22 protein-coding genes and 2 pseudogenes are annotated in these 22,113 nt (G+C 48.7%); 20 read left to right on the forward strand and 4 right to left on the reverse strand.

Going from position 1 to position 22,113, the window contains the following annotated elements:
* The first annotated feature begins 82 nt into the window (after positions 1-82).
* The 10 genes from G7K71_RS14390 (at position 83) to G7K71_RS14435 (ending at position 9,942) form a co-directional block, all read left to right on the forward strand.
* Positions 83-1,231, forward strand: a complete 1,149-nt coding sequence (locus G7K71_RS14390) for a type IV pilus twitching motility protein PilT (protein WP_166348475.1) — start codon at positions 83-85, stop codon at positions 1,229-1,231.
* A 24-nt stretch (positions 1,232-1,255) separates the two neighbouring features.
* The gene (locus G7K71_RS14395; RefSeq protein WP_313885013.1) at positions 1,256-1,840 is read left to right on the forward strand and encodes a stage II sporulation protein M; all 585 of its coding nucleotides are present in this window, start codon (positions 1,256-1,258) and stop codon (positions 1,838-1,840) included.
* Between the two features lie 24 nt (positions 1,841-1,864).
* Positions 1,865-2,128, forward strand: a complete 264-nt coding sequence (locus G7K71_RS14400) for a stage V sporulation protein S (protein ID WP_166347718.1) — start codon at positions 1,865-1,867, stop codon at positions 2,126-2,128.
* Between the two features lie 139 nt (positions 2,129-2,267).
* Positions 2,268-2,843 (forward strand): HD-GYP domain-containing protein, encoded by a 576-nt coding sequence (locus tag G7K71_RS14405; RefSeq protein ID WP_207712921.1) that lies wholly within the window; start codon positions 2,268-2,270, stop codon positions 2,841-2,843.
* A 485-nt stretch (positions 2,844-3,328) separates the two neighbouring features.
* Complete coding sequence (locus G7K71_RS14410) at positions 3,329-4,495, forward strand: AAA family ATPase (RefSeq protein WP_166347721.1); 1,167 nt, start codon at positions 3,329-3,331, stop codon at positions 4,493-4,495.
* Positions 4,482-6,716, forward strand: coding sequence for a S8 family peptidase (locus G7K71_RS14415; RefSeq protein WP_166347724.1), 2,235 nt, complete (start codon positions 4,482-4,484; stop codon positions 6,714-6,716). The genes G7K71_RS14410 and G7K71_RS14415 overlap by 14 nt, the downstream gene beginning before the upstream one ends.
* A 368-nt stretch (positions 6,717-7,084) precedes the next feature.
* Positions 7,085-7,987, forward strand: a complete 903-nt coding sequence (locus G7K71_RS14420; protein ID WP_166342965.1) for a DUF1670 domain-containing protein — start codon at positions 7,085-7,087, stop codon at positions 7,985-7,987.
* 45 nt (positions 7,988-8,032) lie between these two features.
* The gene (locus G7K71_RS14425; protein ID WP_166342966.1) at positions 8,033-8,644 is read left to right on the forward strand and encodes a DUF1670 domain-containing protein; all 612 of its coding nucleotides are present in this window, start codon (positions 8,033-8,035) and stop codon (positions 8,642-8,644) included.
* Between the two features lie 17 nt (positions 8,645-8,661).
* On the forward strand, positions 8,662-9,138 hold the full coding sequence (locus G7K71_RS14430) for a hypothetical protein (RefSeq protein ID WP_166347727.1): 477 nt from the start codon (positions 8,662-8,664) through the stop codon (positions 9,136-9,138).
* Positions 9,139-9,189: 51 nt separating this feature from the next.
* Complete coding sequence (locus G7K71_RS14435; RefSeq protein WP_166347730.1) at positions 9,190-9,942, forward strand: DUF1670 domain-containing protein; 753 nt, start codon at positions 9,190-9,192, stop codon at positions 9,940-9,942.
* 221 nt (positions 9,943-10,163) lie between these two features.
* On the opposite strand, the pseudogene G7K71_RS14440 reads toward G7K71_RS14435, so the two are convergent.
* Both G7K71_RS14440 and tnpA read right to left on the reverse strand, forming a co-directional pair.
* Positions 10,164-10,352 (reverse strand): annotated as a pseudogene (locus G7K71_RS14440) (transposase domain-containing protein); the annotation flags it as partial.
* Positions 10,353-10,381: 29 nt separating this feature from the next.
* Entirely contained in the window at positions 10,382-10,504 is a 123-nt protein-coding gene (gene tnpA / locus G7K71_RS19920; protein ID WP_279286349.1) for an IS66 family insertion sequence element accessory protein TnpA, read from the reverse strand.
* 258 nt (positions 10,505-10,762) lie between these two features.
* Here tnpA and G7K71_RS19550 point away from each other — a divergent pair, with 258 nt between their 5' ends.
* From G7K71_RS19550 to G7K71_RS14495, 10 genes and pseudogenes are all read left to right on the forward strand, one after another.
* Positions 10,763-11,032, forward strand: coding sequence for a hypothetical protein (locus G7K71_RS19550; RefSeq protein ID WP_243174922.1), 270 nt, complete (start codon positions 10,763-10,765; stop codon positions 11,030-11,032).
* Positions 11,019-11,219, forward strand: a complete 201-nt coding sequence (locus tag G7K71_RS14455; RefSeq protein ID WP_166347733.1) for a DUF3006 domain-containing protein — start codon at positions 11,019-11,021, stop codon at positions 11,217-11,219. The genes G7K71_RS19550 and G7K71_RS14455 overlap by 14 nt, the downstream gene beginning before the upstream one ends.
* Before the next feature lie 261 nt (positions 11,220-11,480).
* On the forward strand, positions 11,481-12,416 hold the full coding sequence (locus tag G7K71_RS14460) for an MBL fold metallo-hydrolase (protein WP_243174923.1): 936 nt from the start codon (positions 11,481-11,483) through the stop codon (positions 12,414-12,416).
* 23 nt (positions 12,417-12,439) lie between these two features.
* A pseudogene (locus G7K71_RS19555) lies at positions 12,440-12,622 on the forward strand (transposase); the annotation flags it as partial.
* Positions 12,623-12,828: 206 nt separating this feature from the next.
* The gene (locus tag G7K71_RS14470) at positions 12,829-14,736 is read left to right on the forward strand and encodes a metallophosphoesterase (RefSeq protein ID WP_166347736.1); all 1,908 of its coding nucleotides are present in this window, start codon (positions 12,829-12,831) and stop codon (positions 14,734-14,736) included.
* Positions 14,737-14,767: 31 nt separating this feature from the next.
* Positions 14,768-15,202 carry a nucleoside 2-deoxyribosyltransferase gene (locus G7K71_RS14475; RefSeq protein WP_166347739.1) on the forward strand — a complete coding sequence of 145 codons (435 nt, stop codon included), beginning with the start codon at positions 14,768-14,770 and terminating at the stop codon, positions 15,200-15,202.
* 1,008 nt (positions 15,203-16,210) lie between these two features.
* Positions 16,211-17,374: a DNA polymerase IV gene (dinB, locus tag G7K71_RS14480; protein WP_166347742.1), complete on the forward strand. Its 1,164-nt coding sequence runs from the start codon at positions 16,211-16,213 to the stop codon at positions 17,372-17,374.
* A 70-nt stretch (positions 17,375-17,444) separates the two neighbouring features.
* A complete protein-coding gene (locus G7K71_RS14485) occupies positions 17,445-18,116 on the forward strand; it encodes an SOS response-associated peptidase (RefSeq protein WP_166348478.1) in 672 nt (223 codons plus the stop codon).
* 146 nt (positions 18,117-18,262) lie between these two features.
* Positions 18,263-18,472, forward strand: coding sequence for a helix-turn-helix domain-containing protein (locus tag G7K71_RS14490; RefSeq protein ID WP_166347745.1), 210 nt, complete (start codon positions 18,263-18,265; stop codon positions 18,470-18,472).
* A gap of 45 nt (positions 18,473-18,517) precedes the next feature.
* Complete coding sequence (locus tag G7K71_RS14495; RefSeq protein WP_166347748.1) at positions 18,518-19,687, forward strand: tyrosine-type recombinase/integrase; 1,170 nt, start codon at positions 18,518-18,520, stop codon at positions 19,685-19,687.
* A 194-nt stretch (positions 19,688-19,881) separates the two neighbouring features.
* On the opposite strand, the gene G7K71_RS14500 is transcribed toward G7K71_RS14495, so the two are convergent.
* Positions 19,882-21,444 (reverse strand): methyl-accepting chemotaxis protein, encoded by a 1,563-nt coding sequence (locus G7K71_RS14500; protein ID WP_166347751.1) that lies wholly within the window; start codon positions 21,442-21,444, stop codon positions 19,882-19,884.
* Positions 21,445-21,878: 434 nt separating this feature from the next.
* Positions 21,879-22,052, reverse strand: coding sequence for a hypothetical protein (locus G7K71_RS14505; RefSeq protein WP_166347754.1), 174 nt, complete (start codon positions 22,050-22,052; stop codon positions 21,879-21,881).
* Positions 22,053-22,113 lie beyond the last annotated feature (61 nt).

The following is a 22,113-nucleotide window of genomic DNA, read 5'->3' on the forward strand; positions in this document are numbered from 1 at the left end:
TGATATTATTTCTATTCCCTTAAAAAACATAGTCGAGGGCATACCGAATACCCTGGACAGCCTCCCCTATCGTGGTGAGAGCCTGGTGGACGACCTGTTGATCCTGGCGGTGCGGTGCGGAGCGTCCGATTTGCACCTGACCGTTGGGGTACCGCCGGTACTGCGGCTGCACGGCAGGCTCTGGAAGCTGACCGAACTGGCGGCTTCCGGCCCCGGGAGTACGCGGAGGGAGGCCGCGGCGGTCATGTCCCTCTGGCCTGAAACGAAGGAACCGCTGACGCCTACGCTGGCCAAACAGATCGCTTCGGAACTGCTTAAGAATGGCCGGCACCTGGAACAGTTTGAGAAGAAGGGGAACGCCGACCTTGCGCGGTCCGTGCCGGGCCTGTCCCGCTTCCGGGTGAACGTCTACCGGCAGAGGGGCAACCACGCGGCGGTCTGCCGGGTTCTTTCCAGCAGGATACCCCCGCTGGACGAGCTCTTCTCCCACGCCCCGGGCGCGGCGGCAGTCATGCGGAGGTTCGCCGAACTCCCCCGGGGGCTTGTACTGGTGACCGGCCCCACGGGCTCCGGCAAGTCCACGACTCTTGCGGCCATGGTGGACCACATAAACAGGACGTTCGAGAAGCATGTCATAACCCTGGAAGACCCGGTAGAGTACATGCACAGGCACAACCGGAGCGTGATCAATCAGCGGGAAGTAGGAGAGGACGTGGAGAGTTTCGCGGAGGGCCTTCGGGCGGCCCTGCGGGAAGACCCCGACGTAATCCTGGTGGGCGAGATGCGCGACCTGGAGACGATAGCCACGGCGATAACTGCCGCCGAGACGGGCCACCTGGTATTTTCGACTCTGCACACGAATACGGCGGCAGAGACCGTAGAACGGATCATCGACGTGTTCCCCCCGCACCAGCAGCAGCAGGTCAGAGTACAGCTTTCCGGCGTCCTCCAGGGGGTGCTGTCCCAGCAGCTTCTACCCAGGAAGGACGGGAAGGGCCGGGTATGCGCTGTGGAAATCCTTGTGGCCACACACGCCGTACGGGCGCTCGTAAGGGAGGGCAAGACCCATCAGATACCGTCAGCCATACAGACCGGGGCCGGTGAAGGCATGGTCCCCCTGGATAAGGCGCTGGCCGACCTGGTGCTGACCGGGCTGGTGGACAGGGAAGCCGCGTCCGAGAAAGCGGTGGACCAGAAACTCTTCGACCGCTACCTGGGGGGAGGGTTCTAATTGCGGCAGGGTGCGGTGCAGGTAGTGCTGGCGGTTGCAGTCTTCGCCGCGGGTGCGTTCGTGGGCGTCTTGTACCTGGGGCAGGAGCCGTGGCTGCTAACCCCGGTGATGCAGGCGGTAGAGCACTACGTACGTCCGGTAGCGCAAGATAAACCTCTGCTGGCCGTCTTCATTTTTTTCAAGAATCTGTCGGTGGTCTTGATGGCTCTGTTTGCCGAGCAGGTCGTTTCCGCGGCAGATCACCTGCGGGTGCGGCTAGCAACTGCACTGAGGCTGCCTCCAGCTGTGGTGGGGTTGGTCGCCGTCAAGGCGGCCCGCCTTGGCAGACTGATGCCCGTAATAGTGCTCGTTGTGAACGGTGCCGTCCTGGCGGGCGTGTGCTGTCTGCTTTGGAAATCGGGGGCGAGCACAGCGTCGCTTGCCGCTGGACTTGTGCCTCACGGGATACCGGAGTTTTCGGCGCTGTTCCTGGCCTGCGGCGCCGGGATGTCTGGGATCACTTTTGAGCGGAAAGCTGTGATGTTCCGGCAGGCGGTGGTTCCCCTGCTTGCGGCGGCGGCAGTGATAGAAATATGGATCACGCCGGAAATAATGCGACTTGTAGGATAATATAAATTGCGGGAGGGATGTCACTTGGAACTGCTCAGGGTATCTTCCAGAACCGACGCCAGAAAACTCGGAAAGGCGCTGTATCAAGTGCTCAGGAAAAACGGCGGGAAAGCCGTCCTCCAGGCCGTTGGTGCCGGGGCGATAAACCAGGCCGTGAAAGGGGTAGCCGTGGCTCGGGGCCTGGCGGCCCCGGAGGGCGCTGATTTAAAGACAGTGCCGGGGCTGACGCGGATAGAGATGGACGGAATTGAAAAGACGGCGGTACAACTGCACGTGTTTTGGCGGTGATGCTGGCTGGCCGGGTAGCCTCTTTTGCAGGGCGCCCGGCTTTTGTTTTTTTTGCGACAAGTGCTGTTCAAGAAAGGTGATTTTGCAAGTGCACACACTTATTCTCCATCACCCGAACCTGCCCGGGTAGCTTTCAGAAATGCTCAAATACCAGAGGCTGAACATGCTGGTTATGGAAATGCTGGCCTGGCATGAGATGCTATATTATCACACTGTTACCACGGCGGTGTACGCCGAGGCGGTGGGCCGGACGCTGGGTATGCAGGATAAAGAACTGGAATGGCTCATACAGGCGGTCTTTTTCCACGATTGCGGCAAGATTACCTGGCCATTAGCACTGGTAAGTAAAACCCGTTTGAGCGACGATGACCGGAAGCTGGTTAAAGTCCACCCTATAACAGGAGAGTATTACCTGCGTGAGTACTGGCCTGACATGCCGGATCCGGTGTGCCGTGTTGTTAGAGAACACCACGAGAGGCCGGACGGTTCCGGCTACCCGAACGGGCTGAAAAATAGGGAGATACACCCGCTGTCAGTGATAGTCGCGGTGGTGGAAGTTTTTACGGCACTTCTGGAACATCGGACCTATCGGGACAGGAGCTTTACGAAAGCCGAGGCTCTGGCGGAACTGAAGCGGCAGGAGTTTCCGGGAGAGGTGATCCGAGTGCTGGCAGGGGTTGGGGAAGTAGTGATAGGGAAGGTAGTGGGAATATAGAAAATACTAGTGTTTTGTACTAGTGTCATGGTATGATGATATGCTAATGTGAACCTCCCCCGGACTTGTCCCGGGGGAGGTTCACAATACCAATAGAATATTATGGAACCGTACTGGACATTGCCCGGTTAGTTTTTCATTGACACCATCAGTGGCACCAGATAACCAGCTGTATGGCCAGCTGTACCGTAATATGCTGGTGGCGCAACCCAGGGCCGCCGAGGTACCGTTGCGAAACGAAACAGGGGATAGTGTGCGATTTAATTAGGAGTAAAGATGGGTGGGTGTTGGAGAGGGTGTGGGATTGAAACGAAAATAGCTATTTAGCCCGGTAGAAAATTTTTGAGGTTGATGCTCGTTATATAATTGTCCGGATGTGTTCGGATATATTTTAAAAATACATATTGGCAAGGTCAGGCATATCATGTTATTATAAATCTGATGTACGGCAATGGACGGACTTCCAAGCAAGGAGTGTAAATTTTATGAAGGCAGGATTAGTTGTTAGACTCATTGAGGCTCATTGTTCCGGACAGGAGTCTCTTTTTGAAAAAGCGTTACTTGAATTAGCCGATGATGAAGAGAGAAAAGGCAACATAGCTTTGGCTCAAACATTAAGAAATGCTTACCGTCCAAATATTAACAAACAAAATACCGACATATGCACCGAAAACGCGGTATCGAGTTCCAGATTTGTAGCTCAGGGTTCCTTATTAAAACTGGCACCCAGAGATAGAGAAAGTAATTTAGAGTTGTACGAGATAATATATCCAAACATTAAGTTAAATGATGTAATTCTACCGGTCGAACAGAAAGAAATTCTTATGCAAATCATTAGAGAACAAAAAAATGCAGCTCTGTTGCAGGAACAGGGGTTACAACCCATAAACAGGCTGCTTCTATGTGGTCCACCAGGGTGTGGAAAAACTATGACCGCAATGGCATTAGCAAATGAACTTGGTTTACCAATGGCTTATGTTAGGTTAGATGGACTTATTTCTTCTTTTCTTGGTCAAACTGGGACTAATCTTAGAAAAGTGTTTGATTCTATTAAAAACTTACGAGTTGTTCTTTTTTTGGATGAGTTTGATGCAATTGCTAAAAAACGTGATGATGCGCATGAATTAGGGGAATTAAAAAGAGTTGTAACAACACTTCTGCAAAATTTTGATAACATGTCAGATAGTATTTTTTTGATAGCTGCAACTAATCATCAACATTTACTTGATCCAGCAATATGGAGGCGTTTTAATATGGTAATTATGTTGGAACTTCCAGATATTGATCAGCGAAAATTATTATTAAAAAGAATGTTGGATAAATACCCTATATCAAGTGATCTTGATATTGATTTAGTTGCTAAGGTATGCGAAGGTATGAACTGTTCTCAAATTAAGGAGATAGTTTCAACAACTGCTAAAAATCTTTTTGTTAATTACCCAGGTTCAACTATCAGTACTGAAGATATATTAAAAATAATAATTAAGCATGTAACTTTATATTCCGAAAAAAATAGTAAAGAGTTTTGGATAAATATAAGGCAGTTGAGACAAAGGGGGGTTTCATTAAGGGTTTTAGAGCGAGTTTTGGGTATTCCAAAGTCAACAATAAACGATAAAATTAAAGGAAGGTGGATTAATGAACAAAAATGACCGCAAGCCGCATTTGTGGATACCTGATGAAGAGGTTGTACGCCTTGAACATAATCCTACCGGACGTGACCGTCCTCGCAATATAATACCCTCTGAGCACGGAAAAAAACTTTCATCTGCATTAGAAAATATAATTACCTATTATAAAAATCTGCCCCAAAAAGGTACTCTTTCAGATGAATTGTATATTTTTAAGGTACTGCTTCCAGACGAGGAAAAGATTGATAACAAAAAGAGAAGAGACTTTTTAAAAAATAATGGTTTAAGGTTAAATGTTGTTAAAAATAAAAGAACTGCACTGGTTTCGACAACACCTGAACTGTTTCAGCGTTTGCGCAATAGGATTGAAAATTATAAGTCTCATGGTAAATATTCTGATTTTCAGTATATTGATAGTTTTGAGCCATTTACAGTAAGCGATAAACAGTCAAGTAGCGTTCGTAGATTGTTTTTCCAAGGAGAAAAACCACCAAAAACAGTTGATATCCAATTGTTACTAGTTCCGAATCTTGACCAGAGTATATATGAAAAAGCTTTACCAAAGTTAAAAGAATCGATAACCCATGCCAATGGTAGGGTAGTGGAAGACTATTATCTTTCCGATGGTACGCCTGTTATACGCGCTATAGTACCATCAATGGCATTAGAAAAACTATCATTAGATGATGCTATTTACCGAGTTGAAGAAACAAGGTTTTTTTCTGTGATAAAAGAAAATAGTATGGTGTCATTAGACGATAAATTTAAACTAAATCCTGAAATTGATATTGATAACTTGCCAATTGTGGTTATTCTTGATACTGGCATTAATTTACCTGCTCCTTTAAATCAGCTCATTGTGGCTCGATGGATACCAGATGGGGCTGTAATTACGGGAGATCCCCATGGAACTCAAGTAGCAAGTAGAGCAATATTTGGGGATAATTTAGGTCAACAAGTTAAGGCAGGAATTTTAACTCCTAGGGTTAGAGTAGTAGATGCTGTAGTTCTTGATGGTGAAGTGCCGGAAAATGTATTCATTAAGAGATTACAAAAAGCGATTAATGAGCTTTCGGAAATGTCAAAAATATTTAATCTTTCGGCTAATGCTAAATGCCCTATAGATGGCGATGAAATGAGTATTATAGGTTATGAATTAGATAATCTTATGCAGTTGTATAATGTGCAATTTGTAATATCGTCTGGAAATCATTATGTTTGGAGAACAGCTAGTACTTTGGAGGATGTTTTAGATGATGATGATAGTCGGATTGCAGCACCAGGAGATTCAATGCTAGGAATTGTGGTAGGAGCCGTTGTTGCCGGTGAACACACAGGCAGTATTTCTAAAGCTAACGAAATTGCACCATATAGTAGGAAAGGACCTGGATTTGCAGGTTTCCCAAAACCTGATATTGTTGCATACAGTGGTACTATCTGTTTATCAAGAAATGGTCCAGAAGTTCCTATAGACTTAAAATCTATTGTACTCATGCCCACTGGTGAATTAATACCTGAAGCCGGAACTAGCTTCGCAGCACCGGTGGTTGCAGGTGATTTGGCTGTAATTGCTTCGCAAATCCCGGGAGGCGATATTCTTTTAGCAAAAGCACTACTATATCATGGAGCCATACCACTTTGGGACGAGGAAGGATTACAACCTGAAGAGGAAGAATATATTGCCTATTTATATGGAAAGGGCTTATCAAATTCGTTAAGAAGTATTTCTTCTACATCCTCAAGAGTAACATTTGTTCGCACTGGTGAACTAAATCGCTTAACTAAAGAAAGGGTAAAATTTTGGATGCCTTCTATTTTAGCAGCGAAACCTGGAAGAAATACGGCAAAGGTAACAGTTACATGTGTTACTAAGCCCCCTTTGGATAGGACAAAAGGTACTGAATATCTTGGAGCATATATTTCCGCATCCCTTCATAAAGTAGGAAGTAATCTGCGTTTGCTATTAGCAAATCCAAGTGGTGGTAATGGTAGGTGGAAGTGGGATTCATGTCACCACTTTTATAATACTTTTTCAAGGTTTAATAGCGGAGAATGGCAGGTGTGGCTGCAGCTTCACACTAGATGGGACGTACCTGATGATTTTAATGTTCCTTATGCATTAGCTATTACAATTGAAGATCTTTCTGGAGAACTAGATATATATAATGAAGTTCTAAGTGAAGCGCAGGGAAGGTTTATACCACTTACAACAATTCAAGTGCCTGTTGTTGGTTCGATTTAAAATTAGTTTAAATATTTAACTGATTAGAAATCAAATAATACTTAAATTAGATAAGCTCAAAAATATTTTATCTAGTTGCATGTACATAAGTTGAATTGTAACATGTACGTCGGGAAAGGGTAAAACGTATGATTTAGGTTGTTTATCGCATGTATCGGCGGTAGGGAGGGAGAGGGTCTGGGTTCCAGAGTGACACTGGTCCCCAGGCATCGAGTAGGAGGGGGCGGCTAGCCCCCGTCCTCTCACACCACCGCCATCAACCCAGATAGCCCGAATTGAGCCCAGAAAGCGTTTACAGAATATAGACTTCTTGAACCGTCCCCGGTATACTAGGCTTGTGTCCAGTTTACAGAGGGGGCGGTTCTCTCATGGGTCGAGCCAAATTCTTCCGGCAGAAACTCATCAGCCATGTAGACTCCGTGGCCGTTAAGACCGTGTATTCCTGGCTGCTCCACCAGACGCGGGAACGCTTTGGGGTAGCGGCTGGCGAAGCAGGGCTTGTAGCCCAGAAGGGGTACCTGCTCTTAACGCGCTCGCTGGTCAAGCGCTCCGAGGAACAGATCGTGTTCCCCGCACTGGCTGGGCGAGAAGTACACCGAAAGCGATCGGCCCAGGAACTCCCCCGGCGGGAGGTGGTACTCACACCCTGGAGTCACGACGACTTGGAGGTATACCGCGAATTCGGCCTGAAGGCACTGCAGAACGCCCGTCTGGCCCGGCTCATCGAGGAGGCTTACTGGCAAGATGCATCCCTGTCCACGAGCATGCTGTGTTTCCTCACCAATATTACGGCGAAGTCCATCCGGGAACGGCTTATTTCCCTATGGGAGGAGGGCATCCGGCTGCCGGTAGCGGGGGTGGCCAAGAAGTACCGCCAAGGTCGGGTGTTCCGCGCCACGGCCGCTATGGAGCAGTTCTTTGCCGGTGTAAAACCTGCTACAGTCCGTGAGCGGCTCTGGTTAAGCCCCACCACCTGGCAGCAGTATCAGATGGATTACCTACACGTAGCCCAACTGACCAGGGCCGGGCTGGACGCCAGCACCATTGGCCGGCAGCTTGGCCTTCATCCAGATCTGGTCATTGAGTTCCAGGAACTCGAACAGCGGACTGGTGGCGCTACCCAGCTGGCCGATTCGCTACCCGGGCGACTCCTTAACGGCTGCCCTCTTCCCCTGGCGGTTGATGATGCTCGCAACTTGTTTCTGGCCGAGTTGCAATCGCAACACGGCTTCTCACCGGCCAAGGCCCACAGCTACTTAGCCCTACTGTAGGAACTGGCTGCGGAGAATCTGGCGCAGGAGCGCCCCCCGGAAGTCGTGGTATACTACGCAGTGGCAGACCATGAGCCGCCTGGAAAGGCGCTCAGTGAGTGTGAACTCGTACCTGTCCAAGTATCCTACTACAGCGAGGGAGACCTCGAGATAGCCACCCTGGACGCCTCCTCGAAATTGAAGTGGGAACGAATGCTGCGCTATACCACTCAGGCCAGGGTCCAAGGCGGGCTTCTCACTCAACCGGACCTCGCCTTTCTCCTAGGCGTCCACCCCGGGGTGATCCAGCGTCTTATGAAAGAGCACGATCGAATCATCTTGCCTACTCGGGGAAACATTGCCGACATGGGGCCCGGTCAAACTCATGCGGCCAAGATCATCGAGTTATACCTCCTGGGCTACACCGAGACGGAAATTGTACGACGGACCGGCCATAGCTATTCTAGTATTGAGAACTACTTGCTTACCTTCGCCAAGGTAGTGGGACTGCTGGAGCGCGGCATGCCGCTGCCTCTCATTCGCAAGACCATCGGCTGCTCCATGAAGCTGGTGGAGAAACACGCCTCCCTCTACCGCAAGTACAACACGCCTGACTACCAGTTCATGCTCATGCAACTTAGCCGCCTGTTCGAGAGCCAAAACCTCAAAAAGGGGTAATAAAGGGGGCGGAATATTTGGAAAAGTCGCGGAAGGGTCCACGAATTTACAAAACCCTTCTGGACAAGGATTTGGTCACCGCGCAGAAACTGGAAGTCGCTCTTCGCTTTGACCTGGCCAATGAGTCCTGGCTTGCCGAGACCCTTGTAGAACGCTTCAATGCGGCCATGGACGCTTTCGAGACCGAGCACGGGGTCCAACGGGTCAAACCCGGTGAATTGCTCGTTGAGTACCGCGGTCGGCAGGTTGCTCTCCCATTGCTGAAACCGGAATGGGCCAAACACTTAGCCGAGGATCGGGCGTTTATCCGCCATAAGACCCGGGTCGAACAAGCGACGCTGGATGTATTGAGGCAGGTGGACCCGCAGAGTGGCCTGGAAGACGTGTGGCGGCTCGTCAATCCCCGAGCTCTCCTGCCAAGGTGGGAGCCAGGTGGCTGCAAACGAATGCGTATGCCAGACAGCGCCCGGCTCATCGACCCCCGCCAGATTTGAGTCAGGCCGATTCACCGCCCCAATCCTGGTGAGGTATCGGTCCCGTCCGCCGTGCGGAAACCGCTCCTGGAATTCCTCACCGGTGAAGCCGGAGTTGGAACCGCCCGGGCCAACGCTATGCTTGACTTTCTGGCGGCCCAGCGAGAGGCATATTGTCCCCTGCGTTCCGAGCTCAAACCCGGACAAGCCGTCTGGCTGGCCCTCAGCGCCAAGAAACACAAACCTCCCGGCCTTCAGTTTGCCCGTCGCATCCTCGTCCCTGTTGTCCTCACATTGTCCACCCAAGAGGAGCGAGCCCGTCCCATTCGGGACTTGAAGGCACTCAACGAGCTGCACATGGAGCAAGTGGCTCGGGTATGTACGGAAGCTTACCTGCAGGGAGCGCTACTCCCCCAGGTTGACTTACAGCTGCTCTTCCTTCGCTCCTACTCGGTAGTTCAGATGCTGATGCAAAACTACATGCAGCTTAATCAAGTCATTCTCCCAACGCCGGGAACTATTCTTGACGCGGGCACAGCCATGACCCACAAGCACATTATCATCACTCTCTCCGTCCAGGGCCACTTGACCAGGGATATCGCCCGCCTGACCCACCACACTCCGGAAGCCGTAGATGCTTACCTCAAGGTGTTCCAGTCCGTACTGGTCCTCTATCTCTACGATCTGCCCGTAGATCTCATGGCCAGGGTAACCGGACACGGCCGTTACCTTATCCTTGAGCACCTCGAGATTGTCAAGGAGCACTTCCCGGACCGTAACGCCTTCAAAGGCTATCTGCGCAAGCAAGGACTCGAAATTTTGTGATTCGGGCCATCTAGACTATCGGACATGCGGGTCCGCATCCGGCGGTTCACCAAGCTTGACGAAGATAAGAATAGCGTTTGGTTAAGCTCATCAAGTCCTGGGACTGCCAGTAGGCATTGCCCAGGGCTCTGCTCATTGGCCCGTGGGCCATCCGCCATGGCCCTTTGCGGTAAGCGTAAAATGACCCCCACCTTGCAATCAGGTGGGGACATGACCCTGGTTTAGCTGTTGACCCTGCAGACAAGAGGCAGCGAATCGAACCAGGGAAGTAACTGTTCGAGAGCGCTACTGTCTTTGGAATCCAGGTTGGGAAGCTTTTCAAAGAGATAGCTGAGGTACTGGAAAGGATTCAATCCGTTCTCCTTTGCCGTCTCTATGATGCTGTAAGTGATGGCGCTGGTCCGTGCACCATGCGGTTTTTCAATTTAAACTTCCGGAGCTAGTACCACAACTGCCGGGGGGTTACATTGTGGGCAGCGCACCATGCTTTAGCACTCTGCCCGCTGGCACGATATTCGGCAATCCGGGTCTCCCACAGTTTTTGCAGTTCATTTCGTGTCATAAAAAACTCCTCTACCCGTATTCTTGAGGAAGATTATTCTATAAACCCGGGGATTGTGCCAGGTGAGTAGGGTTTGACGCTTACCTTCTTTTCTTTCTTCAATTAATTGGCCGTGAAGCTGGAAAATTTCATACCTTCTGTAGTTTTTGATGAGGAAAACCCTGTCGATCCGTCACCGTTCGACAGGGTTTTTCTTGATGCATTTTCCTGAAAGTGGTTCAATTGGATCTGGTGCAAAATGGCGAAAGGGGGAATTTTTTGTTGGACCTTGGTAGGGCAATTCTACGGCTGGAGAAGGCCAGGAGGGAACTGCTGACTACAGATCCGGGCGATAAAGAAAAGCTCCTGGCGGCCAGCCGGAAGGTGGACAGGCTGGTTGTAGAATACTACCGGGCGAAGGCTGGCAGGGCCGGGACGGAGATAACAAATCTTATTTCTCCCGGTTACGGCAGGATTTTGGCCCCCGGAAAAGAAAAAGTATCCAGGAAAAGAACACTCAAAGGAGAGAGGGAGAATGTTAATCATTGACCGGTTTGAAGAAGACTGGGCCGTTATCGAATTCGGTCGGAAGACCTTCAATATTCCAAAAGTCCTGATTCCACCCGAAGCCCGGGAAAGAGACGTTATCAATATACATATAACCCTGGACAGAGAAGCCACTGATACCAGGGCTGGAGCCATCAAGCGGCTGGCGGACGAGCTTTTCGAGGACTAGGTGGTGGCCGGGATGATGAAGCGATGTGCTATTGTCGCCCTGATTCTGGCGTTTCTCTTGGCCGTCCTCGAAGGCTGCGGTAACTTCGGTACAAGCACATCAGATCAACCTGCTGCAAACGCAAAAACGATAGCCTCAACTGCCCCGTCGGTACCTTCAACTGATAACCAGGAAAGCAGGTCGCCGGCTGCCAGTCCTCAACATTCCGGGAATAGGGTGCTGAAAATCCACTTTCTCGACGTGGGCTAGGCCGACTCCATTTTGGTCCAGTTCCCGGACGGCCGGAACATGCTGGTGGACGCCGGGAACAATGACGACGGCCCGGCTGTGGTCAGCTACCTGAAAAGCAGGGGCGTTTCCCGGATCGACTACCTGGTGGCAACCCACCCCCACGAAGACCACATCGGAGGCATGGATAACGTAATCCGGGCATTTGATATCGGTCAAGTCTACATGCCCCGGGTGACCACCACTACGAAGACCTTCGAGGACGTCCTGCTGGCAGTAAAAGAGAAGGGCTTGAAAATCTCCAGCGCCAGGGCCGGCGTCACGGTGCTCGACCAGGAAAACCTGAAAGTCAACTTTGTTGCCCCCGTAGGCACTGGCTACGAAGACTTGAACAACTGGTCAGCCGTGGTGCGGATACAATACGGCAGTACGGTGTTCCTGCTGACGGGAGATACTGAGGCTCAATCGGAAGAAGAGATGCTTGCTTCCAGGGCGAACCTGAAGGCGGACGTGCTCAAGGTGGGGCACCACGGCAGCAGCAGTTCCACTACCCCAGCTTTTTTGAAAGCGGTGGCCCCGAAATATGCGGTCATTTCTGTTGGTGCGTGGAACGACTACGGCCACCCGCACAAGGAGACGCTCGCTAAACTGGCGAATGCCGGAGTCCAGGTTTACCGGACTGACCGGGACGGTACCGTGGTTTTTACGTCCGACGGGAAGAACATCACTGTGGAAAAGCTGGGCAGTACCATCAGGCCGAGGGCGCCTGATACCGGTAGCATGGTTGCACCGGCGGCTCCGGTGACTCCGACAAGGAGTGGAGGCGGGTACATAGGTAACAAGAACAGCAGGAAGTTTCACCTTCCGTCGTGTTCCACACTGCCAGCAGAACATAACCGGGTCTACTTTAAGACGCGGGAAGAGGCTATCAGTGCCGGGTATACTCCTTGTAAGAGGTGTAACCCTTAAAACTGTTTCGAGTAGAGGTTAAATATGCTTTGCGGAAGCAAACGGTTGAGCCGGTATTTGGCCAAATCAAAGAGTTCCGAGGCTTTCGGAGGTTCCTGCTCCGCGGACTGGAGTTAGTTCGCGGGGAATGGCTACTTTATGTGTCTTACTCACAAATTTTGAAACTATTTGGTAACAAGGAAAAGGTAACATGGTCGTTTAGCTAAGGGAACACCGTGATTATCACCCCAGCTAAGATGACACCCGTATTAGGCTGGTATAAAATGGTTGCTTTGCCTTAATAGCGACTCTCCTAAAGCTGAATTCTTAGACAGACTCCTGGGGGGTGGTAGCTTAAACTATCAAAATTACGAGTAGAACCAGTAGCTATCTTTTTAAGCGAAATATACTGTAGTAAAGGAGGATTGCATTATTGACAGGAATTGTTGTTCTTCATATTTCGGATATACATTTTTCAAACGAAAAATGTTATAGATATTCTGAAGCATTTCAGGAAAATATACCAAAACCAAGTAGACCGGATTTGCCAAATTTGTTGAGGGATGCGGTTTTACCATTTCTTCAAGAAAAAAGAGCAATAGATTTTCAAAAACTAATTGTAATTTCGGGTGATCTTACTGATAAAGGAACTTGTGATCAACTAGAAAAAAGTTTTGAATTGATAAGTGAGATTGCAATTAAGCTTGAAATTGGATTTGAAAACGTATTGGCAGTACCAGGTAATCATGATATTTTATGGCCTGAAAATCAATTGTCCGAAAGCTTAAATAATTCATATAAAGAGGCCCGCTATAATATATGGAATTGTTTTCAAAACAAATTTAGAAACCATATGCTTATTGATGAGAAAAATATTAGCAACCAAGATTATCCTATTACGATGTTTAAAAAATTTGATTTAAAAAGCGATGTAAAATTTATAGTAACTGGTTTTGATTCAACCCGTTTGGATTATAAATATGACGGTTCCGAAAAAAAATATCGGGAGGGGTTGGGAATCATAGGAGTAGACCAGATGCAAGAAGTAGAAAAACAATTACCTGAAGAGACTTCTATTAATATTGCGTTTTTACATCACCATTTGATACCTGTGGAAAATATAGTACCTTTAAGTGAGAAAGGGAACTATAGTTTAACTCTTGATGCAAAGCAATTTATAGAATGGTTAATTAAAAATAAATATAAAATTGTTTTACATGGACATAAACATGTAGCTTCGGCCAGCATTATAAAGTTAATAGACTTACGGAGTGGAGATACTCTTGACCCTAAAGAAAAATTAATAATTATTGGAGGGAATAGTCTTGCCCATTCTAACTCGAATAACGGGTTCAATTTACTTATTCTTACTAATGATATCTTGGAATTAACGCATTTTTATTTTGATTCCATAAGTGAAAGGTTCATACCATATGGAACGCAAAAGTTGTACTTTAGTATTAAAAAGAGAATAAGTAATATTTTATGTAATTTAGATCCCCTCTCTCATAGTAAGAAGCTTAATTCATTCGATAATATATCTTATCATCTTGAAAGGATTTTTCATGATCTTGGCTTAGTTGCTTATGATATAGATAATAAAGATAAAAAGATAGTTTCGTCGTTATTTCGTGTTTTTACTAGTCTTATTGAAAATGATTGCAAAATTATCAGTTATCCCCTAACGTTATCACAAGAACTCTGCCTATTAAACCTCATACAATTAACAGAAATGGCTAAAATCCTAAGCATAGGTAATGATCAAAAAATAGATGACTTTTTATTAAAATCTATGTGGGAGATTTTTAATGCAATTACAGAATTAATAAAAAATAATAATTCAAATGAAATTAACAAATATATTAGTGATGAAAAGGAATATGATCTCATTTTGTTACCAGCTATTAAAGAATACACGGGTGAGATTGCAATTTTTTTGCGGGAACAAATTGAACCTGGATGGAAAACATATTTGCTACCTGCTTTTCGAAAAAGTGATGAGTTTATCAAAAAATTTTGCAGGGAAATAGGTATTAATTCCTATTCTGTGTTTAAAATTGTTAAAGCTTTTGATGTTGAAAGAATAAGAGTATCGCCAACTTCAGGGTTGTTAACTCGATATAAGTTTATTATACATTTAGTTGAAACAGAAAATAATGCTCTTCTTGAAACGATATGTTGTAGTAATATTAAACATGAAATTAGGTATCATTATAAGTGGTTTACTGAGGAAGAGTGTAAACAGGATCAAAGGATGCAGATCCTTAATGGTGATGTACTTGAAAAGGTATGGGAACAACTCCACTCCCAAAAAAATAATATAAAATTTAAAATTAAATAATTAAAATATTTATAGGGGTGAGTGTTAAATTATGAAAAAAGTTTACATATCAGGGGCATTAACAGGTCTTCAAAATCCTGAGAAGATTAAAAACTTTTATGAAAGAATTGCTAAAGTGTGTCAAGAAAAAGGTTTACAGGTGTACTTGCCACATTTGAATACGGATCCTGAAAAAAATCCTGATATCACACCTCAGGAAGTTTTTGAAAGAGATAAGCAGCAAGTTATTGCATCTGATTTATTAATTGCTTATATAGGTGTTCCTTCTTTAGGAGTAGGAATGGAGTTGGCTTATGCGGAAAATTCACATATTCCAATTATTCTTTTATATGAAAGAGGTAAAGTTATTTCACGATTTCCTCGTGGTATTCCAGTTATTATGTCAGAAATAATTTTTAATGATTTTGATGATGCTATTAATCAACTTTATTATGTTTTAGATCAATATAAAAGTAAATGTTCTTAATTTAAAGGTTATTAATCAGCCCTAAAATCATTAAGTGTAATACCTACGTTAGCAGCCTTAGTCTTGTGTGAGTGACGAAAAGCAGAAAAGATAACGCCCTGCTGAGGGAGTTCTTAAACTGGACTTTGACAGCGATCCCTGAAACCCTTGTCATTACTCGACTTTTCGCGTGGCACAATTTAAGGGGTCCAGGAATTGGAAGTAACCTCATTCTTACAGCTTCAAGGCTTTCTAAATTTTAGGTGTCAAAGTCAAGTTAAATGTTATCTTTAGAAGTTTGCTTTGCCGACAAAGTACAGGTGAGAAATCTTCTTGTTATGGTTGTGTGTTGACTGGCTTACCTCTCCATCCTCGGAGCGGAGTCTTTCGGTATCAAGGTTTTTAAGGGTCAACTTGTGCCTCTATAAAAGCCTTACCATTGATACCAAACTCATGAAGCCGCTGGTCTTTATTAGTCTTTTTTTGTGAAATGATACTCGAGACGGAGAATCCGGTTACTGATGATGGGCTTAAGATCAAGCCGTAGATAAAGTCCTTTACTTAAGCACTAAAATTGTTCATTGGGCAAATGAAATAGTGATTGCTGTTTTAGGTTTCTATTAATTCTACTTCTATCATTGTGATCACAAAAAATTACCTGTAAGCTGATCACGGCCAGGAACGCGGAAATCAGAAACCGTGTATATTTGGGGGAACGCGGGCATGCCGTCCTCCTCCCCAGGGAAGGCGGAGTGCGGAGCAGGAAGACAGTGTACATAGGCAGGAGCGGCAGCGGTACTGGGACCGTACGGCGCAAGCTCCCGGCAGCGAGGAAAGCCTCATCACCGCACGCAGTGGCCGGCTACCTGAGGCGGGTTAAGAAATCGTCGGCACGTCCCGAAGCGATAGAGAGGGTACGGCAGTACGGAATAGAAGTGTCCGAAGGTTTCACGTTCGTCAGGCCATTCAGGAAGGGGAAAGAAAATCCAATCAGATCTAGGGATTAATTTTCTGATTTTGGTGATCCTCATGTCCCGCGATATCCTCCTCTGCGACCTGGATGCCTTCTTCGCTTCCGTGGAACAGCGTGACCACCCCGAATACCGGGGCAGGCCGGTCATCGTCGGCGGCCGCCCGGACGAACGCGGCGTGGTCGCCACGTGTTCCTACGAAGCCCGGAAATACGGTATCCGCTCGGCCATGCCCATGAACCGCGCGGTCAAGTTGTGTCCCAACGCCGTTTTTCTCCCGGTTGACATGGCCCGCTACCGCCGGGTATCTACCCAGGTATTCGTCGTCTATGCCCGGTTCGCCGCGCAAATAGAGCCGGTATCCATCGATGAAGCATACCTTGCGGTGCCTTCCGGCAGGGGAATGGCAACGGCCAGGATTATCCGGGAGGCGGTGAGGCGGGAATTGAACCTGCCCGTTTCCATCGGGGTGTCGGTCAACAAACTGCTGGCGAAAATGGCCTGTGAGATGGCCAAACCCAACGGGTTAAAGCAGATTAAGCCGGAGGACGTGCCGGCGGTGATCTGGCCGCTGCCGGTGAGGAAACTGCACGGAGTAGGGCCGCATACGGAAGAAAGGCTGCGCCAAATTGGGGTCAGGACAATCGGCCAGCTGGCGATGTTTCCGGAAAACGAACTGGTCAGGGTCTTCGGCAGTTTCGGCGCGACTCTCCACCGGTACGCCAACGGGATTGACACCCGGGAAATAGAACAGGTGCGAAAAATCAAATCTGTAGGTGAGGAAATAACATTTCCCAGGGACGTGTACGACAGGGAAGTGGTTTTGAAAACGCTCCTGGAGCTGGCCGAGCAGGTCGGCTACCGTCTGCGCAGGAAAGGGCTTAAAGGCCGGACGGTCACGGTAAAGATACGCTTCAGCGACTTCAGCACCATCACCAGGTCCCGGACGCTGCCCAATTCCGTTGATGAGGACGGGGCTATTTACAAAGCAGCCCGGGAGCTTTTTCTTGATAACTGCGGCCGGCCTCCCTGGAGGTTGGTCGGGATACAGGTGTCAAACCTGGACGACGGGGCATGTGAGCAGCTATCTCTGTTTGCGGAACCGGACAGAGACGGGCGAGTGTGCCGAGTGGTGGATGAGTTGCGGGAAAAGTACGGCAGGGATGTCGTGAAAAGGGCGGCGTTGATTCAACGGAATCAAATCCTCTCCAAGCGCGGATAATGACCGCGTTGTTGAACTTTTCTTCTTCTTAGCGGCGGGAAATTCACTATCCACGAAGGGGGTATTCGTCATCTGCGGTCGCTTTACCTTAACCGCTGATCCGGAAACAATCAGCAAAACCTTCCACGTCCCGTTTGATATTCCGTACTCTCCGCGGTATAACATCGCACCCGGGCAGGCCGTCCCTGTAATCGTCGGAGAGGAATCCGGATGGCTTCTTAAGGTTATGCGCTGGGGCCTTATCCCTCACTGGGCGAAAGACGCCTCGATGGGGAATAAACTCATCAACGCGCGGGCTGAAACTGTTATGACGAAGCCCTCTTTCAGGGACTCCTTTCGATACCGGAGAAGGTGCCTGGTTCCCGCCGACGGGTTTTATGAGTGGAAAAGAGAGGGGAAAAAGAGCACCCCTTACAGGATAGTGCTTCCCGGTAAAGAGGTGTTTGCCTTTGCCGGTCTCTGGGATAGGTGGGATTCCCCAGAAGGAAGCGTCTTTTCTTTTACAATAATTACGACCGGGGCAAGCGAATCCATGAAGGAGATCCACAACAGGATGCCTGTCATACTCAGCGACGAGCAAGAGTACGTCGAGTGGCTTGAGACTGGAGATTTCCGCACCTTGAAAAAAATTCTCCACCCCTATGAGGGAAAGCTTCATGTTTACCCCGTTTCGAAACTGGTCAACTCACCAAAAAACGACATGCCCGAGCTCATTCTGGAAGAGAGAAGTGCAGAACCGTAATACCCGCTTGTTAAGCCCGGTCAATTGTATGCCGGAAAACTCCAAGGACCAGAAAAAGTTAGAGCATATATACCCAGTTCAAATGCGGCGCGGTCGAAAAAACGACCGTGCTTTTTCTTTTTCAAAAACCTCAGAGGAGGGAAGACATGAACAGTAGCATGTCCAATCTCGGTGAACTACCGCCCGTTTTGACCGTGATGGAGGCGGCAAGAATTTTGCGATTAAAGCGCTCAACGGCATACGAGCTGATACGCCAGGGTGTAATACCTTCGTTCAGGGTGGGCAGGCACATCAGGGTGCCGCGCCACGAATTAGAGAAAATGATTGCAGGAAAAAATGCCGGGCGGAGCAAATAATTGTTTATCCCGCCCGGCCCTCTCTTTTAGAGGAGGGATCGGAGGATGCGCGGTCATGTTCGAAAAAGGAGCAAAAACTCCTGGACGGTGGTGGTGGAATTACCGAGAGATCCGGTAACTAATAAAAGGCGGCAAAAGTGGGTCACGGTCAAAGGCACGAAGAAAGACGCGGAGAGAGAGTTGGCCCGTTTGATAAATGAAATCGAAAAAGGCACTTACGTCGAACCCCATAAAATGACCTTCACCGAGCTTATCCAGAAATGGTTCGATGTTCACGTCTCCGCGAACCTCCGCGAGAATACCCAGGAAAACTACAAAACCGTGCTCCGCACTCACATCATACCCGAAATCGGCCACATCAACATAGGTGAGCTAAAAACTCTCCACCTACAAGAACTCTGTGCCAGAAAACTCAAAGAAGGTTACTCTAACCGAACGGTGCGCTACATCATTTCCCTAGTCAAAGAAATACTGAACTTCGGTGTCCAAATGCAGCTTATACCGAAAAACGTGGCCGAAAGCGTAAAGCTACCGCGGAACGAAACCAAAGAAAAAATCACCTGGACTGCAGATGAAATATGGAAATTTTTAGACATCGCTGAAAGGAAAAGCAGAAGGCTTTATGCGTTGTTTTTCATGGCACTGACCACCGGCATGAGGCGGGAGGAACTCCTGGGGTTGAGGTGGCAGGACGTGGACCTGGACGAAGGCGTGGCGTTCGTGCGCCAGACGCTGGTGGTCATAAACGGCAGGCTGAAGTTCGACGAACCTAAGACAGAAAAATCCAAAAGGGCAGTGGCCCTTTCTCCGAAGACTGTAGAGGAGCTAAGGAAACATAGGGCTTTACAACTCCAAGAAAAACTGAAACTGGGTCCTGCATATAAAGATCACGGACTGGTCTTCTGCACCAAAGACGGCAAGCCTCTGAGACCCGACAACGTCGCGGGCAGGCTTTTCAGATCCCTTATCAAAAAGGCGGGCGTTCCCCGCATCCGTTTCCACGACCTCCGCCACACGCATGCCACCCTCATGCTGGAGGCCGGGGAGCATCCAAAGATAACCGCCGCTCGCCTCGGACACGCTGATACCAAGACTCTTATGGAAACTTATACTCACCTGGTACCCAGGGTACAAAAAGAGGCTGCCAAAAACGTAGACAAATTACTCATTGACCAGAAAACTCGTCCGGGAGATAAGGCGATCCAAGGCGGTTAGCAAAATGTTAGCAACTAGACCGACCGGATTAACCGGATAGCCTCAAAACCTTGATTTTAATAGCAAATTCGGGGCTCCCATTTTTTCTGACGCTTGACTCACATTCAAGAGGTCGCTGGTTCGAAACCAGCCGTGCCCACCAGAAAAAGCAGAGCCCCGGAAAACGGGGCTTTTTGCTTTATCCAAGGAACGGCCTAAAGTTTCAGTTTCGCAATCATCTGTTGCAAATCTTCGCTTACCTTCGCCAGCTCCTGGGCCTGGGCGGCAATTTGCTGGATAATGCTGTTGATCTGGTCGGCAGATTCCGCCAGATTCTGCACTCCTCTGCTGGATTGCTCGGCACCCTGCGCCACATGTTCGACAAGTTCGGCATTGTGCTTGATTTGTTTGAGAATCTCGATCAGTGCCTGGCCGGCCTGTTCCACGACCTGAACGCCGCTGTCCACTTCCCGTGCGCCCAGCTCCATCGCCGTAATTGCCTCTTGCATTTCCAGCTGGGTTTCGCCAATCAGTTCGCCGATTTCTTTTGTCGCTGCCGCCGACTGCTCAGCCAGCTTGCGCACCTCTTCTGCCACTACGGCAAACCCGCGCCCGTGTTCGCCCGCCCGGGCGGCTTCAATGGCGGCGTTTAAAGCCAGCAAATTCGTCTGGTCGGCAATTCCCCGGATAACATGCACAATCTGGCCGATTTTATCCGAACGCTCTCCCAGCCGGCGTACGGCATGGGCTCCTTTATCCACCGTCTCCTTGATTCCGTGCATTTTCCGCACCGCTTCCTGCACCGCTGTGTTTCCCTGCAGGGCCGCCTGCTCCACGTTCCGGGAGGCTTCTGCCGCACTTTCTGAACTGGCCGCCGCCTGTTCAGCCACCGCGACAATTTCGGAAGTGGTGCCGGCGATCCCTTCTACATTCGCCGCCGCTTCCTGACTGGCCGCCGAAAGCTCCTGGGCGGAATCGGTCAGCAGATTGCTTTTTTCTTTGATCCCCAGCGCCAGCGTCCGCAGGCTGGAGATCATGACGTTGAAGGCGCCGGCAATCCTGGCCATTTCGTCGCGGCGCCGCACCTTTACCTGCACCGTTAAATCTCCGCTTGCCACCGTTTCGACCTGCTTAATCAGCCTTTTAAGCCTGCCATTCAGCCAGAAGGAAAAGGCTATTCCGATTGCCAGCGCCGCAAGGAGGGTGGCTGAAGCCAGGAACAATAAAAGTTTCTGCGCTCCGGCGGCACTTTCTCTGGCCGCCGCTTCCACCTGCTGAATTTCCTCCTGTCGTTTTTTGGCATAAGCCTTCGTTGTTCCGGTCAGTTCCTGTTCTAAACTGGCGAGCCGCCCCGCCAGCAGCCGGGCTGCCTCGTCCTTTTTCCCCGCAGCGGCCAGGGGGAAGAATTCCTCCAACACCGCCCGCCGGTATTGATCGTTCAGAGCAGCTATTTTCTCCCCAAATTCCCGGTTTTCCTGGCGCCTGGCTTTGGCGGCAAGGTCGGTTGCGGTCTTGCCGTTCTGCTCGATCACCTGCACAAACTCCTGGCGGTAGCTTTCCCGTGGCTCGGCAAGGTAGCTCCTGACGGCAACGGCCGCCCTGGTTGTCAGGTTATTCATATTGTCCGCTGAAATAACCCGCTCCATCTGAATGTTCATTTCCGCCAGATACCCGTTGACCTCTCTTATTTTTATAATTCCTATTGCGGCTACCAGGGCGGTAAGCAGCACAACCGCCAAAAACATCAAGCAGGTTCGTACCAGCATGGACATTTGCATTTTTATCCCTCCACAAGAAATAGGGATTGATATCACAATCACATGTCTGACCTGTAAAAAACCCCCTGACTACTTTTCTTCTTATGGCTTTTACCGGTTGAGCGAAGCCTCTCTGCAATAAATATGGAGCATAACTAATAAAAACAAATTACATAATTAGAGCAATACCACATTCTTTTAGAAACCTGTTGTTCACCGATATATAGTGTAGGAACACGCATCCATTGGGCATCCAATACCTCCCTTCACAAACAATATCCAGGAATTAATCCGAAAAAATGTTATACTTCCCCAATGTAAGTCCTTGCCGCAAATCATAATTCTACATAATTCCATGCTATCCTCTTTTTTTAAGATTCGCGCCGGGAATTACCCTGATTTCAATCAGGGAATAACAAATCGCACTAGCCCCCCGCCAAACGGAGGGCTAGTGCTCAAAGCTGTTGGATAAGGGAGGCGATTTCCTCCAGGTACCTTTTCCTCTCTTCGTCACTTACCGTGGGTACTGCAAAACAGTTTTTGTAGGTGACATTTTTGATGCCACAGAATTCCAAGGTTCCTTTGCCAATGGTCGTCTGGATGGCGGTGAGGGCGCCTGTTTCCTCCAACCCTTTTTGGTCCCCGCATTTATTTCCTCATTCCAGGCCCGGTAGTACGGTATCCGCACCC

It is taken from the genome of Desulfofundulus sp. TPOSR, assembly GCF_011393055.1.
GTDB lineage: Bacteria > Bacillota > Desulfotomaculia > Desulfotomaculales > Desulfovirgulaceae > Desulfofundulus > Desulfofundulus kuznetsovii.

Bases quoted from the DNA above. Each gene is read 5' to 3' on its own strand.
- G7K71_RS14500 (WP_166347751.1), bottom strand. From the start codon at position 21,444: ATGCAAATGTCCATGCTGGTACGAACCTGCTTGATGTTTTTGGCGGTT.
- G7K71_RS14415 (WP_166347724.1), top strand. From the start codon at position 4,482: ATGAACAAAAATGACCGCAAGCCGCATTTGTGGATACCTGATGAAGAG.
- G7K71_RS14490 (WP_166347745.1), top strand. From the start codon at position 18,263: ATGAACAGTAGCATGTCCAATCTCGGTGAACTACCGCCCGTTTTGACC.
- G7K71_RS14475 (WP_166347739.1), top strand. From the start codon at position 14,768: ATGAAAAAAGTTTACATATCAGGGGCATTAACAGGTCTTCAAAATCCT.
- G7K71_RS14455 (WP_166347733.1), top strand. From the start codon at position 11,019: ATGTTAATCATTGACCGGTTTGAAGAAGACTGGGCCGTTATCGAATTC.
- G7K71_RS14420 (WP_166342965.1), top strand. From the start codon at position 7,085: ATGGGTCGAGCCAAATTCTTCCGGCAGAAACTCATCAGCCATGTAGAC.
- tnpA (WP_279286349.1), bottom strand. From the start codon at position 10,504: ATGACACGAAATGAACTGCAAAAACTGTGGGAGACCCGGATTGCCGAA.
- G7K71_RS14410 (WP_166347721.1), top strand. From the start codon at position 3,329: ATGAAGGCAGGATTAGTTGTTAGACTCATTGAGGCTCATTGTTCCGGA.
- dinB (WP_166347742.1), top strand. From the start codon at position 16,211: ATGTCCCGCGATATCCTCCTCTGCGACCTGGATGCCTTCTTCGCTTCC.
- G7K71_RS14495 (WP_166347748.1), top strand. From the start codon at position 18,518: ATGCGCGGTCATGTTCGAAAAAGGAGCAAAAACTCCTGGACGGTGGTG.
- G7K71_RS14405 (WP_207712921.1), top strand. From the start codon at position 2,268: ATGCTCAAATACCAGAGGCTGAACATGCTGGTTATGGAAATGCTGGCC.